This window comes from Pantoea sp. GD03673 (genome assembly GCF_029844725.1).
In the GTDB taxonomy this organism is placed as follows: Bacteria; Pseudomonadota; Gammaproteobacteria; order Enterobacterales; family Enterobacteriaceae; genus Pantoea.
The window spans coordinates 56555-69878 of the sequence record NZ_JAOCKJ010000010.1 but is presented as its reverse complement, the minus strand read 5'-3'; the positions used below and the strand labels follow the sequence as shown (position 1 = coordinate 69878).

Here is a 13324-nt window from a genome sequence, read left to right as displayed (position 1 = left end):
GATATTTAACAATCAACGTGCGCGAACCCTGATTTTAAGCCCAGGCAGAATGCAACTTTCTCACGCATGCATGATTGCAGCAGGTGTAAACCTGTTTCTCATGAGTTAACCCTGCATGCCGTTCGGTAAACCAGGTCAGAAACTACCCGCCCTGCAACTCGCAAAAAAGGAAGCTTCTTAAAGAATGAACGCAGGAAAGAAATTCCGAAAGTGAAGAGCGGTTTCAACTGCGGTAATCAGAAAACGTTAACCTTTGATTTTCGTTGTCAGCATGAAATCTCCCGCCTGTCTGACAATCAAGAGCAAATTATAAATATAAAGCAACCGGACGTTATCATGGAGGGTTGTTCTGCTTACTGTAATTTTACTGCTATAAAAAACTATTTAATGTTCAATTTTTAATTCAAAAGTCGAGGTGATAATGGCGAGATTTAATTATTTTCACAAAGCGGTTTTTGTCAAAATAGCTAATGATTAACCTGATAACATGACTTCCAGAATGAATTTGACTTTTAACAATATTAATTTTTTTTGCATTTTTTGTTATTGAGTGATAATTTAAAAACCTAAAGCGCAACATTTAAAACCAATTAAATCCGAGGTATTTTTTTTACAGAAAAAGTTATAACACTGTCAATAACGCTCAAGTTTCTGAATTAATCTGCTAGCTAAGTGGTATTTCACTGGCGTGAAATCTGTTTGCTATGAATGTTATTGGTGTTTTCTCCTCCCTTTTTGCCTGTTTATGGTGTTGAGTTTTATAAGAAGAGTTTTATTATACCCAATTATATTGGAGGGTTACTTACGCTTAAAAAAAGGAGGTGGGCTAAAAAAACGGCAGTGCACCAGGAGAAAATAAAGACCATAACAAAGTGATTTTACAAATTTTGCTACCAATTCCTAACCATTGTGTTAGTTACATTGAGTTAATCAATATGTATAGAGTGACTAAAAATCATGAAAGGATTATCGACGCATTAGCAGGCTATGCACAAATTGCTAATCCAGATGAAATTTCCCGGGGTAAGCGTCGCTATCATTTAACGAAAGATAATGTGCGTCGTGTCATGTTTATCCTTGAAGGCGACTTTTTACTTAAACTAAAAGGTGGGAGTAAGGTTCTCAATATCCTGTGCGCGCCACACGTTGTAGGTATAGCACCGGCACTGGATGAACCTCCCGTTTATCTGGAAAGAATCGATTATGGCAAAGTCAGTTTTATCGAGTACGATGTTTTATGGCGACTCATCTTTGAAAGGGATCTGTTCAATGATGCCATGGCAATTCTGTCAGGCAAGTATTCTGATTTAATGAACTATATCCAGTTGCCAAAAAGTAACTCTCACGATGAGGTCATTTCTTTGATTAATCGATGGGAAAAACTCCCATCCCATCTGAAGAAAAGATTTTCTGCACTTTATCTTATTGAAAACAGCTCGCATCTTTCAAAAAGTTCCATTTGTAGAGTGCTTAAAGAACTAAAAGAAAAGGGCGAACTTACGTTGGTTAACGGAAAATTCACATAGTCTTTCATTTGAACTTTTGAGATGCCCAATGGAAAAAATGGATTTTAATATATTTTGTACTGATGGAAATTACTACTTTAAGCTGGGCATCTCAAAGATCATCGAGGGCGCTCTGTTATCTGACGTTAATGTGAAATTTTTATCAGGCTCAGTGGATGACAGGTTACAAAAAGCTGATCTTATCCTGATCAATTTCTCTAAATGGCGATTGTATATGTGTCATCCGGCATACCGTAACCGGAAACCGGGCAGTGCGATCATTGTCTTTGTTGACAAAAAAGATGAAATTATCGCCAGTCAGCTGCCCGTCTGCTATCAATCCCTGATTGTTTTTTCCCGTAAAGACTCTGTGCGCCTCATTTCTGAAAAAATCACAGAGGTTTTACTCACCAGGGAGGAGCGGTCCGGAGGATTCGTCCCCACGGATTGCCTGAACTGCAATTATTCACATATTACGGTTGTACAGCTTCAGGTACTCAGCCTGTTGAAAAAAGGGTACAGCGCAGGTCATGCCGCAAAAAGACTCCATTTATCCAGTAAAACTATCTATGCACATAAATATAATGTGATGAGAAAGTTTTCCCTGAAAGGCGATAAAGAATTTAACGCTTTTATCAATGATCTCTCCCTGCTGGAGCTCTATAACGGCGTAATCAATGAAGGCTGATTAACGGCTGCCTGAAACCGTTGTTTTACCTGAGCCTCATTTTCGGATGATCTGCGCATTGCTCTGTCAGGTTTACTTTAAGGCATGCGTTCCTGCGTGATTGTCGCATTAAGACGATTCAGGCAGTTAACTGAGAGGCAGACATGAATTTTCTCAGGCCTTCCCGGTTATCGAAGGCCGGTCTATCTATCGAAGCCGCAGCACATTATCAGGAGGATGCGTTGATTTAAAGGCCTGCTCACGTCAGATTTTCTGCGGTGTAAATCATGAAATCGACTTTCCCACTGGCATATTCATCGGGTTGTACTTTCTGCTCCAGATAATTCAGCATCAGCTGTACCGCTAGCTGGGCATGCTGTCGGGTATTCTGATCCAGCGTCAGCGCGACACTCTGCTGCGCCATCAACGTGCGGGTGGTGGCATAAAGTTCATGGGTGATCCAGACGCACTGATTCAGCTGGCGATGCCGTGCCAGCGCCTGCCCGATTTCGGTATTCCCCAGCCCGGTGTTGTAGATTCCCCGCAGATTCCCGCTCTTAACCAGCTGCTTCTCCAGTAACTTACTTAGTGCGTCGCGATTTTCCTGAGCAGCCAGAACGTCGCGCAACTGCAGATGAGGAAACCGGCGGGTTATCAGGTCACGAAATCCTTCGATGCGCTGACGATGCGCACTGTAGTCCTGGTGTCCACTGACCATCAACACCTCGCCGGGCTGATGCACCATTTTGCCCAGCAGCTGAGCGGCGGTGCGTCCTGCCTGCATCTGGTCAATCCCCACATGACAGAGCCGGGCAGCACCGGGCAAATCAGTGACCAGTGAGATCACCGGCACGCCACGCGTCTTACAGTGGTCCAGCGCCTCATAAATAGCGGGATGTTCATGGGCAAATACGATTAACCCATCCCGCTCACCGCCTTGCCTGATAAGTCTTGCCAGCCGTTCAGGCTGCGCTTCGGGGACAAATGTGCGGTGCAGCGTTAACCGGCGATAGCCCAGATTCGATGCGATTTCAGTAAAATCCTGCGCCAGCTGCTGAAAGAAAAACGAATCGTTGCTGCTTAGCAGCAGTTCAATTTGCCACGGATGACGATGCTCCTCCGGCAGAATGCGGTTGAGCCCGACTTCCCGCGCAGCCTGTAATACCCTGTGGACTGTCTCCGGTGCGACGCCACCACGTTCATTAAGCACCCGATCCACGGTTGCCAGCCCTACACCTGCCCGCCGGGCGACCTCTTTCAGCGACATGCCATCCTCCTCTGAGGTAAACACCTCAAAACACCATGCCGGTAGTGTAAAACGCCGCGTTATCCTGCCAGTGCAGCTTTCTGCCGGACTATGATGGAGTTCAAATAATGAATAAAAAGCAACGTGTTGCCCTGCTCGGGTGTGGCTTTATTGGCGACGTTCATGCGGCTAATCTTCAGGCGCATCCCGCGGCTGAACTGGTGTGGGTTGCGGATGCGGAGCCTGCGCGCGCTGCCGCGTTTGCGACACGTTTTGGTGCCCGTGACGCATCTGTCCAGCAGGCGATAAATGATGCTCAGATAGACATGGTGCTGATTGCCAGCGCAACGCCAACCCATGCCGATCTACTGGAAGCCGCCGCCCGCGCCGGTAAAGCAATCTACTGTGAAAAGCCGGTTGATCTGTCGCTGGAGCGCGCCCGCACGGCAGTGGCTAATGTCCTGCCTTATAACGTGCCGGTCACGGTGGGGTTTAATCGCCGTTTTGATGTCAGTCATCAGCAGCTTAAGCAGCAACTCCGCCAGGGACGGATTGGCACGGCGGAACTGATTCAGATGGTCTGCCGGTCTTCAGCCATGCCACCGTTAGCCTATCTTCAGGCGTCCGGCGGACAGATGCGCGATCAGGCTATCCACTTTTTTGACCTGCTGCGCTGGCTGACAGAAGAGGAGGTGACGGAGGTGGCGGCGATGGGGGCTGCGCTGGCTCTGCCTTCGATCAGCGATTTTGCTGACGTGGACACCAGTACGCTGCTGTTGCGGCTACAGAGTGGGGCGCTGGCCCAGCTCGATAATGCCCGCCGCACCGGCTATGGCTATGACGAGCGCATCAGCGTGATGGGGGCAAACGGAATGCTGGAATCGGCCTCGCAGCCGCAGCGCGGAGTCAGCTGTTATCAGGGCGCGCAGATTCAGCAGCCCGGGCTGCTGCCCGACTGGTTCAGCCGGGTACAGCCAACCTATTATGCTCATCTGGATGCCTTTATCCGATCGCTGAACGGTGAACAGGTTGACGATTTGCCTGGCCTGGAAGATGGCCTGAAAGCACAGGCAATTGCGGAAGCCGCGGTGATCTCCCTGGCAGAAAGGCGCTTCTGTCAGGTGGAGAAGGTGCTGATCTGATTCCGCATGAAAGCTGCGTGCTGAAACGCTGGCCGACAAGCAAAGTGATGCTGTTTCGCTTCGCTTCAGGATGGCAACGACATGCACAGCGGTGACAGTCAGCGCGGCTGTCACCGCTGTGCGGCAATCGTCAGCGCGATATTTACACGATCGTCAACCACCCCAACCAGCCGATCCATACCGAAGGCAGAGCGGGAGATAGCCGTGGAGGCATGCAACGCCAGCGAGCGAGAAGCAGGATCAATTGTCTTATTCCCGTCCAGCGAGGCCAGCATCACCACTGGCCGACTGACAGCTTTAACCGTCAGTTCGCCAAAAATCCGGTAATTCCCGCCACCCAGTGAAGCCACGCGACTGCTGACGAAATGAATACGCGGATACCGTTCTGCATCAAAAAACAGGTCACTTTTCAGCTGCCAGGTCAACAGGCTGTTCGAGGCGACCAGCGTTCCCACCGGAATCGTCACTTCGATACGGTCGTCCCGATCTTCATCAGGATTGAGCGTTATTGTGCCGGTCACGCCCTGCAGTCTGGCCTGCGAAAAGTCATGACCAAAGGCACGCCATGACAGTCCAATCAACGTCTTGTCAGGGGTAATGGCGTAGGTTACCGGCGCGGCGTAAAGCACCGGACTGGTCAGGGCAAACAGAGTGCATAAACAGGCGGCACGTATCATGGATTTTCTCTTGTTGGCAGGCCAGACCCTAACGCCTGAATCACGATTTTATTATGCCTGTTTTACCACACCGGCAAAGATAATCTGACAGATATTAGTTGACTGTCACCTGAGGTTCACCCGTGTGTAATGATTATTTCGGAGGCGGAGTATTAATAATCAGAAATATTAAGAATACATTAAGGCGGCTTTATTAGGTTGCCCTTTTTCTGACGCCCGATCAGGCGCTGTTTTTCATTTTTTCGAGCTGCCGTGGGGTGCTGGAATTAGCTGGAAAAAAATCAGTGCGTTAAGGGGGGCACTTGAGGGGGGATGTCCCAGACAGGCTCAACCTGGACTGACAGCGGGCTGGCTTGCTGTTTTTAAACAAAATATCAATAAATCAAAAAGAACTGAGGGCAGGATAAATATTATTGAAATAAGAATGAACTTTTTCAGTATTCATCAACTTAACCCTCCCTGAATTTATTGTAATAAAACTATTCATTTAATGTTCAGTTAACTTTCATGCGTTAGCTTGTATTTACCGTCCGGGTTTTAATGCCATAACCAAAAATTTGTTATGGGTAACACGAATGCCGGATGTCGTTAAATCGCTATTCCAGTTATTTTCCGGCGTTGTGCCCGATTAACAACGCGCGACAGTTTATGGGTTTGATTTGCAGGAGTTTTAGCATGGATTTTTTGCCATTTTCCCGCCCTTCATTCGGTGATGAGGAGCTGGCTGCTGTTAAAGCGGTATTCGATTCCGGATGGATAACAACCGGGGCGAAATGCGCTGAACTGGAGCAGGCTTTTGTTCAGCTGACGGGCAACCAGCATGCCATTGCAGTGAGCTCTGCCACGGCCGGAATGCATGTCACGCTGATGGCGATGGGAATCGGGCCTGGCGATGAAGTGATCACGCCGTCCATGACCTGGGTCTCTACCCTGAACCTGATCACGCTATTGGGCGCTACGCCTGTGATGATTGATGTCGATCCTGACAACCTGATGGTAACGGCAGAACTGATAGCACAGGCCATTACGCCCCGCACCCGCGCCATTATTCCGGTGCATTACGCCGGTGCGCCCGCCGATATCGCACCAATCTATCAGCTTGCTGAGCAGCATGGCATCGCCATCATTGAGGATGCGGCTCACGCGGTGGGCACGACGTATCATGGCAAGCCGGTCGGGCATCGCGGCACGGCAATTTTCTCTTTCCACGCTATCAAAAACATCACCTGCGCAGAAGGCGGCCTGGTGGTAACCGATGATGCCGCGCTTGCCGATCGTATCCGCAGCCTGAAGTTTCATGGCCTGGCGGTGGATGCGTTTGATCGACAGACGCAGGGGCGTCTGCCGCAGGCGGAAGTGATGATGCCCGGCTTTAAATACAATCTGCCCGATATCAGCGCAGCGATTGCGCTGGTGCAGTTACAGAAACTGCCGGGTTTTATTGCTCGCCGCCGTGAGATTGCCGAACGCTATCTTGACGCGCTGCGCTCGCTGCCTTTCACGCCACTCTCTCTGCCAGCAGGGTCACATCAGCATGCGTGGCACCTGTTTATTATCCGTATTGATGAGCAACGCTGCGGACTGTCTCGCGATGCCTTTATGCAGGCGCTGAAGGCGCAGAACATCGGCAGCGGCCTGCATTTTCGTGCAGCGCACACCCACAAATATTACCGCGAGCGCTACCCCGATCTGCGCCTGCCCGCCAGTGAACGTAACAGTCAGCAGATGTGTTCGATTCCGCTGTTTCCGTCAATGACGGATCAGGATGTCGACCGCGTAATTCAGGCTTTACATGACATTGCGGGAGCCTGAGATGCGCGATAGCAAACCGATCAATATGTTGTCCGTGGTGATCCCGGTCTATAACGAGCAGGAGAGCCTGCCAGCGCTGATGCAGCGCACCTGTGCCGCCTGTGACTCCATCAACCTTGAGTATGAAATTCTGCTGGTGGATGACGGCAGCAGTGACCGCTCTGCCGAACTGATCGAACAGGCCGCCACGGTTCCCGGCAGCCGCATAACGGGCGTGTTGCTTAACCGCAACTACGGTCAGCACTCCGCCATCATGGCCGGATTCAGCCAGGTCCGGGGCGACCTGATTATTACCCTGGATGCCGATCTGCAGAATCCGCCGGAAGAGATCCCGAGACTGGTAGAGGCTGCGCGTCAGGGGTATGACGTCGTGGGCACCGTCCGGCAGCAGCGACAGGACACCTGGTTTCGTCGTCAAGCCTCACGCACGCTCAACCGCCTGATTCAGCGGGTCACCGGTAAAGCGATGGGTGATTACGGCTGCATGCTGCGCGCCTATCGCCGCCACATCGTCGAAGCGATGCTCAATTGCCATGAGCGCAGCACCTTCATTCCGATTCTGGCCAACACCTTTGCCCGTCACACCCTGGAGCTGCCGGTGATCCACGCCGAGCGGGCTTTTGGCGATTCGAAATACAGCTTTATGCGCCTGATCAACCTGATGTACGACCTGGTGACCTGTCTGACGACCACGCCGCTGCGATTGCTCAGCGTGGTCGGCAGCCTGATTGCGCTCTCGGGCTTTGCTTTCTCGCTGGTGCTGCTCGTGCTGCGCCTCTTTTTTGGTGCGGCCTGGGCGGGTGATGGCGTCTTTGTCTTGTTCGCCGTGCTGTTCATGTTTATCGGTGCCCAGTTCGTGGGTATGGGACTGCTCGGGGAGTACATCGGGCGCATTTACAACGACGTTCGCGCGCGTCCGCGCTATTTCGTTCAACGCATTGTTCAGGCTCCTGAAGAGCCTTCTGTACAGGATACTCAATCATGAAGACCGTTGTTTTCGCCTATCACGACATGGGCTGTGTCGGCATCAATGCTCTGCTGAATGCAGGCTATGAGATCACCGCCATTTTTACGCACAATGATGTGGCGACCGAAAATCACTTTTTCGGCTCCGTTGCCCGTCTGGCGGCAGAGCACGGCATTCCGGTCTATGCGCCGGATGAGGCGAATCATCCGATCTGGCTTGACCGCATCCGTACCATGGCACCACAGATGATCTTCTCCTTCTACTATCGCCATCTGCTGAGCGATGAGATCCTGCAATGTGCCAGGAAGGGTGCCTTTAACCTGCATGGTTCGCTGCTGCCAAAATACCGCGGCCGGGCACCGCTGAACTGGGCGCTGGTCAATGGCGAACAGGAAACGGGCGTCACGCTGCATCGCATGGTGAAGCGTGCGGATGCCGGTAATATTCTGGCGCAGCAGAAGGTGACCATTGACGATCAGGACAATGCGCTGACGCTGCATCGAAAATTAACCCAGGCTGCCGGGCAGCTGCTGAGCGACATACTGCCTCGCCTGCGGCACGGTGATGTCAGTGAGTGGCCACAGGATGAGCGTCAGGCAACCCGCGTAGGCGGTCGTTCGGCCGAGGATGGCCGCATTGACTGGAATCAGCCTGCTCAGGTCATTCACAATCTGGTCAGAGCGGTCACCGATCCCTGGCCTGGCGCATTCGCCTTTGCCGGTTCGGTTAAATTTATCGTCTGGAAGAGCCGGGTTCATCCGCAGCCGCATCAGGCGAAGCCGGGCACTGTCATTTCTAAACAGCCGTTTCTTATCGCCTGTGGTGAGGGCGCGCTGGAGATCCAGACCGGACAGTCTGAGCATGGCGTTTACATGAACGGCAGCCAGCTGGCGCAGAGCCTGGGCATGGTGCCAGGCGCACTGCTCTATTCACAGCCGCAGTCGGCGCTGCAGCGCCGCACCCGCGTACTGATCCTCGGTGTTAACGGCTTTATCGGTAACCATCTCACCGAGCGTTTGTTGCAGGATGCGAATTTTGAAGTCTACGGCCTGGACATCAGTTCCGATGCCATCAGCCGCTTCCTGGAACATCCGCGCTTCCATTTCGTTGAAGGGGATATCGCCATTCATTCCGAATGGATTGAGTATCACATCAAAAAATGTGACGTCATCCTGCCGCTGGTGGCAATCGCTACGCCGATTGAGTACACCCGCAACCCGTTGCGCGTGTTTGAGCTTGATTTCGAAGAGAACCTGAAAATCATCCGCGACTGTGTGAAGTATCAGAAGCGCATCATTTTCCCGTCCACATCTGAGGTCTACGGCATGTGTACGGATGCCAGCTTCGATGAGGATTGCTCAAACCTGGTGGTAGGGCCGATAAACAAACAGCGCTGGATCTACTCGGTATCCAAACAACTGCTGGACCGGGTGATCTGGGCCTACGGTGAAAAAGAGGGACTGCGTTTTACCCTGTTCCGTCCTTTTAACTGGATGGGACCGCGTCTGGACAACCTCAATGCGGCGCGCATCGGCAGTTCCCGCGCGATCACTCAGCTGATCCTCAACCTGGTAGAAGGTTCGCCCATCAAGCTGATTGACGGCGGCAAACAGAAGCGCTGCTTTACCGATATCAGGGATGGCGTTGAAGCGCTGTTCCGCATCATCGAAAACAAACAGCAGAATTGTGATGGCCAGATCATCAATATCGGTAACCCGGATAACGAAGCCAGTATTAAAGAGCTGGCCGAACAGTTGCTGGAAAGCTTCGAGCGTCATCCGCTACGCAGTCAGTTCCCGCCATTCGCCGGTTTCCGTGAAGTAGAAAGCAGCAGCTACTACGGTAAAGGCTATCAGGATGTTGAGCACCGCAAACCTGCTATCCGCAATGCGCGTCGTTTACTCGGCTGGACGCCGACCGTCACGATGGATGTCACTATCGACAACACGCTCGACTTCTTCCTGCGCACTATCGAACAGCAGGCTGATAAGTGATGAAGAAGATTGGCCTGCGGATTGACGTAGATACCTGGCGCGGCACGAAGCAGGGTGTGCCAGCGCTGCTTGAGCTGTTCCGGCGTCATGCGGTACGGGCCAGCTTTTTCTTCAGTGTGGGACCGGACAACATGGGCCGCCATCTCTGGCGGCTGGTGAAACCGGCCTTTCTCATAAAGATGCTGCGCTCCCGTGCCGCATCGCTCTATGGCTGGGACATTCTGCTCGCCGGAACGGCCTGGCCGGGAAAGGAGATGGGACGCGGCCTGCGGCACATCATGGAAGACGCCACCCGCCAGCATGAGGTCGGCCTGCATGCCTGGGACCACTTTGCCTGGCAGACCTGGGCGGGCATCTGGCCACAGGACAAGCTGGTTGAGCAGATAGCTCGCGGCACTGAAACGCTGAGTGAGATTCTCGGTCATCCTGTCAGCTGCTCGGCTGTCGCGGGCTGGCGCGCTGATGGCCGGGTGATCGCCGCCAAACAGGACTTTGGTTTTCACTATAACAGCGACTGTCGTGGCAGCGGCCCGTTCCGGCCCCTGTTACCGGATGGTCAGATTGGTACCGTACAGATTCCGGTGACGCTGCCCACGTGGGATGAAGTGGTTGGCCGCGAGGTCAGCGCTGCAGGCTACAACGATTACATTCTGGCGAAGATGCTCGCTTCTGATGAAGGTGCTGTTTATACCGTGCATGCTGAAGTTGAGGGGATTATCGGCTATGCGGATTTTGAACGGCTGCTGGATGCGGCAGAACAACACGGTATTGTGTTCTGTCCGTTAGGCGAGCTGCTGCCCGATGATCTGAGCACTTTGCCGACAGGCAAGGTAGTCAGAGGCGAAATCCCCGGACGGGAAGGGTGGCTGGGCTGCCAGAAACTGACTGAAGAGGCGGACTAGTGCGGATGCGTAACAACACGAAGTGGGTGCTTTTTTTCAGCTTCTTCATTCTCTATTACCTGATTCCACCCGTATTCCGCGATCTCTGGCAACCGGATGAGACCCGCTATGCGGAGATCAGCCGCGAGATGCTGGCGACCGGAAACGGGGTCACGCCGCACTTCTTCGGCCTGCGCTATTTTGAAAAACCGATAGCGGGCTACTGGGTCAACTCGCTGGGTCAGTGGTTGTTTGGTCACAACAATTTTGGCGTGCGGGCGGGATCGATATTCTCAACGGCGATCACCGCTGCGCTGATTTACTGGCTTGGCAGAAGACTGTTTGGTTCAACGCGCACCGCCGCTGTCGGCACCCTGATTTTCCTCAGTTCGCTCCTGGTTTATGGCGTTGGCACCTATGCGGTGCTCGATCCGATGCTGATGCTCTGGCTGGCGGCAGCGATGTGCAGCTTCTGGCTGGCGACAGAAGCCAGCGGACGCGCCAGACGCGCGGGCGGCTATCTGTTGCTGGGTCTCGCCTGTGGCATGGGCTTTATGACTAAAGGCTTTCTGGCGCTGGCGCTGCCGGTACTGGCCATTCTGCCCTGGGCAATCTGGCGCAAGAGAATGCAGGAGCTGCTCTGCTTCGGGCCTCTGGCGGTGATTTCTGCCGCGGCAATCAGCGCACCCTGGGCGGTGGCAATCTATCATCAGGCACCCGATTTCTGGCATTACTTCTTCTGGGTTGAGCACATCCAGCGCTTTGCGGAAGACAATGCGCAGCATAAAGCGCCTTTCTGGTATTACCTGCCGATTTTGCTGCTGGGCACGCTTCCGTGGCTGGCGCTGTTACCGGGCGCGTTGATGACCGGATGGCGTGAACGTCAACCTTATCCCGGCGCGCTCTATCTGCTGAGCTGGACGGTGATGCCGCTGCTGTTTTTCAGCCTGGCAAAAGGCAAACTGCCGACCTATATCCTGCCCTGTTTTGTCCCGCTGTCGCTGCTGATGGCCCATTATGGACTGAACGCTGCGCAGCGGGCAGGTCGCGTATTAACGGTCAATGGCTGGATCAACCTGATTTTCGGCGTCATCACCCTGGCAACGGTCTTGCTGGTGCTGGCACCCTGGAGCGTGACGCATCATCCCTTGTTCGCCACGCATGAGATGCTGAAGCTGGCGCTGGGGGCACTGGCGTTTCTCGTCTGGGGTCTGGTGGGTGCATACAGTTGCCGATCTTCACAACGCCGCTGGCTGGTGGCCGCGCTTTGCCCGCTGGGCATCGCGCTGTGTATTGGATCAGCGATCCCGGATAAAATTCGTGATGCCAAACAGCCGCAGCACTTTGTCTCGACAATCAGCGACCGTCTGGCGTCCAGCCGCTTTATTCTGGCGGACAATCCTGGCGTGGCGTCTGCTGTCGCCTGGCATCTGCAGCGTAGTGACATCGGCTTCTACGACACCAAAGGCGAGCTGGAATATGGGCTGAGCTATCCGGATGCCCAATCCCGCTTTGTCTCTCAGGCAGACTTTGGCGGCTGGCTTGCCGACCATCGCCGCATCGGAAGCGTGTCTCTGTTACTGCTGGTCGACTCGGTACACAGCGATATCGGCGAGGATGTCCCGGTGCCGGATGTCGTCTATCGCCAGGGCAGGCTGGTCTGCCTCTACTACAGTCAGATGAAGTGATGCTGCTGCTGATTGTGCTGGTGAGTCTGCTCAGCTGCAGTGCGCAGCTGTGTCAGAAACAGGCGACCCACGTGGCTTCACGCCAGGTCCGCTTAATCTGGATTGGGGTGAGCATGCTGTTGCTGGGCATTGCTATGCTCCTCTGGCTGCTGGTGCTGCAGCGGGTGCCAGTGAGCCAGGCCTATCCGATGCTGAGCCTCAACTTCATTTTCGTTGCGCTGGCTGGCCGCATCCTCTGGCATGAGCGTTTAACACTGCGTCAGATCGCCGGAACCCTGCTGGTGGTTACGGGTGTGGCGCTGATGGCGAGCCAGCTATGAAAGGGTACGGATGGGTCGCATGCAGCGTGCTGCTGGTTTCAGCGGCACAGCTGATGATGCGCTGGGCGATGCCGCAACTGCCCGATGCCAGCAGCCTCATGTCGCTGCCTGCTGTTGCCATACTGCCCGCATTACTGTTGCTGGCCGGGCTGGCTGCTTATGGTATCTCCATGCTTTGCTGGATTCGGGCACTGCACTATTTTCCGCTTAACCGGCTTTATCCGATGCTCAGCCTGAGTTACGTGCTGGTCTGGCTGGTGGCTGTCTGCCTGCCTGTGTTTCATGAGGCGTTCAGCTGGCATAGTCTGGCGGGCGTGGTGATTATTGTCATCGGGCTGCTGTGCATTGTGGTTAAACCCTGAACAAAAAATTAGCGTTTCCGCATCATAAATCCTTTTTATTACTGTTTTCGGGCAGCAATTAAT

General features: G+C 53.3%; 12 protein-coding genes. 10 read left to right on the top strand and 2 right to left on the bottom strand.

Going from position 1 to position 13324, the window contains the following annotated elements; translation table 11 throughout:
* Nucleotides 1-935 precede the first annotated feature (935 nt).
* Both N5J69_RS18690 and N5J69_RS18685 read left to right on the top strand, forming a co-directional pair.
* Nucleotides 936-1526, top strand: a complete 591-nt coding sequence (locus tag N5J69_RS18690; protein ID WP_279772131.1) for a transcriptional regulator — start codon at nt 936-938, stop codon at nt 1524-1526.
* Between the two features lie 28 nt (nt 1527-1554).
* On the top strand, nt 1555-2193 hold the full coding sequence (locus N5J69_RS18685) for a LuxR family transcriptional regulator (RefSeq protein WP_279772130.1): 639 nt from the start codon (nt 1555-1557) through the stop codon (nt 2191-2193).
* Between the two features lie 238 nt (nt 2194-2431).
* Here N5J69_RS18685 and N5J69_RS18680 read toward each other — a convergent pair whose 3' ends face one another.
* Entirely contained in the window at nt 2432-3439 is a 1008-nt protein-coding gene (locus N5J69_RS18680) for a LacI family DNA-binding transcriptional regulator (RefSeq protein ID WP_279772129.1), read from the bottom strand.
* Nucleotides 3440-3546: 107 nt separating this feature from the next.
* On the opposite strand from N5J69_RS18680, the gene N5J69_RS18675 reads away from it, so the two are divergent.
* Nucleotides 3547-4560: a Gfo/Idh/MocA family oxidoreductase gene (locus tag N5J69_RS18675; protein ID WP_279772128.1), complete on the top strand. Its 1014-nt coding sequence runs from the start codon at nt 3547-3549 to the stop codon at nt 4558-4560.
* Between the two features lie 110 nt (nt 4561-4670).
* On the opposite strand, the gene N5J69_RS18670 is transcribed toward N5J69_RS18675, so the two are convergent.
* Nucleotides 4671-5237 carry a YceI family protein gene (locus N5J69_RS18670; RefSeq protein ID WP_279772127.1) on the bottom strand — a complete coding sequence of 189 codons (567 nt, stop codon included), beginning with the start codon at nt 5235-5237 and terminating at the stop codon, nt 4671-4673.
* A 675-nt stretch (nt 5238-5912) separates the two neighbouring features.
* Here N5J69_RS18670 and arnB point away from each other — a divergent pair.
* The 7 genes from arnB to arnF are packed head-to-tail and all read left to right on the top strand — an operon-like array spanning nt 5913 to nt 13261.
* Complete coding sequence (gene arnB / locus N5J69_RS18665) at nt 5913-7049, top strand: UDP-4-amino-4-deoxy-L-arabinose aminotransferase (protein WP_279772126.1); 1137 nt, start codon at nt 5913-5915, stop codon at nt 7047-7049.
* Nucleotide 7050: 1 nt separating this feature from the next.
* Nucleotides 7051-8034 carry an undecaprenyl-phosphate 4-deoxy-4-formamido-L-arabinose transferase gene (gene arnC, locus N5J69_RS18660; RefSeq protein WP_279772125.1) on the top strand — a complete coding sequence of 328 codons (984 nt, stop codon included), beginning with the start codon at nt 7051-7053 and terminating at the stop codon, nt 8032-8034.
* Nucleotides 8031-10010, top strand: a complete 1980-nt coding sequence (gene arnA, locus N5J69_RS18655; protein ID WP_279772124.1) for a bifunctional UDP-4-amino-4-deoxy-L-arabinose formyltransferase/UDP-glucuronic acid oxidase ArnA — start codon at nt 8031-8033, stop codon at nt 10008-10010. The genes arnC and arnA overlap by 4 nt, the downstream gene beginning before the upstream one ends.
* Nucleotides 10010-10912 carry a 4-deoxy-4-formamido-L-arabinose-phosphoundecaprenol deformylase gene (gene arnD, locus N5J69_RS18650; RefSeq protein WP_279772122.1) on the top strand — a complete coding sequence of 301 codons (903 nt, stop codon included), beginning with the start codon at nt 10010-10012 and terminating at the stop codon, nt 10910-10912. Before arnA ends, arnD begins: the two co-directional genes overlap by 1 nt.
* Nucleotides 10912-12579 (top strand): lipid IV(A) 4-amino-4-deoxy-L-arabinosyltransferase, encoded by a 1668-nt coding sequence (gene arnT / locus N5J69_RS18645; RefSeq protein ID WP_279772121.1) that lies wholly within the window; start codon nt 10912-10914, stop codon nt 12577-12579. Before arnD ends, arnT begins: the two co-directional genes overlap by 1 nt.
* Complete coding sequence (arnE, locus tag N5J69_RS18640) at nt 12579-12899, top strand: 4-amino-4-deoxy-L-arabinose-phosphoundecaprenol flippase subunit ArnE (RefSeq protein ID WP_279772120.1); 321 nt, start codon at nt 12579-12581, stop codon at nt 12897-12899. Before arnT ends, arnE begins: the two co-directional genes overlap by 1 nt.
* The gene (arnF, locus tag N5J69_RS18635) at nt 12896-13261 is read left to right on the top strand and encodes a 4-amino-4-deoxy-L-arabinose-phosphoundecaprenol flippase subunit ArnF (RefSeq protein WP_279772119.1); all 366 of its coding nucleotides are present in this window, start codon (nt 12896-12898) and stop codon (nt 13259-13261) included. The genes arnE and arnF overlap by 4 nt, the downstream gene beginning before the upstream one ends.
* Nucleotides 13262-13324: the final 63 nt, after the last annotated feature.

Coding starts and splice junctions, on each gene's coding strand:
- N5J69_RS18690 (WP_279772131.1), top strand. CDS start 936: ATGTATAGAGTGACTAAAAATCATGAAAGGATTATCGACGCATTAGCA.
- arnD (WP_279772122.1), top strand. CDS start 10,010: ATGAAGAAGATTGGCCTGCGGATTGACGTAGATACCTGGCGCGGCACG.
- arnE (WP_279772120.1), top strand. CDS start 12,579: ATGCTGCTGCTGATTGTGCTGGTGAGTCTGCTCAGCTGCAGTGCGCAG.
- N5J69_RS18680 (WP_279772129.1), bottom strand. CDS start 3,439: ATGTCGCTGAAAGAGGTCGCCCGGCGGGCAGGTGTAGGGCTGGCAACC.
- arnA (WP_279772124.1), top strand. CDS start 8,031: ATGAAGACCGTTGTTTTCGCCTATCACGACATGGGCTGTGTCGGCATC.
- N5J69_RS18675 (WP_279772128.1), top strand. CDS start 3,547: ATGAATAAAAAGCAACGTGTTGCCCTGCTCGGGTGTGGCTTTATTGGC.
- N5J69_RS18670 (WP_279772127.1), bottom strand. CDS start 5,237: ATGATACGTGCCGCCTGTTTATGCACTCTGTTTGCCCTGACCAGTCCG.
- arnC (WP_279772125.1), top strand. CDS start 7,051: ATGCGCGATAGCAAACCGATCAATATGTTGTCCGTGGTGATCCCGGTC.
- arnF (WP_279772119.1), top strand. CDS start 12,896: ATGAAAGGGTACGGATGGGTCGCATGCAGCGTGCTGCTGGTTTCAGCG.
- N5J69_RS18685 (WP_279772130.1), top strand. CDS start 1,555: ATGGAAAAAATGGATTTTAATATATTTTGTACTGATGGAAATTACTAC.
- arnB (WP_279772126.1), top strand. CDS start 5,913: ATGGATTTTTTGCCATTTTCCCGCCCTTCATTCGGTGATGAGGAGCTG.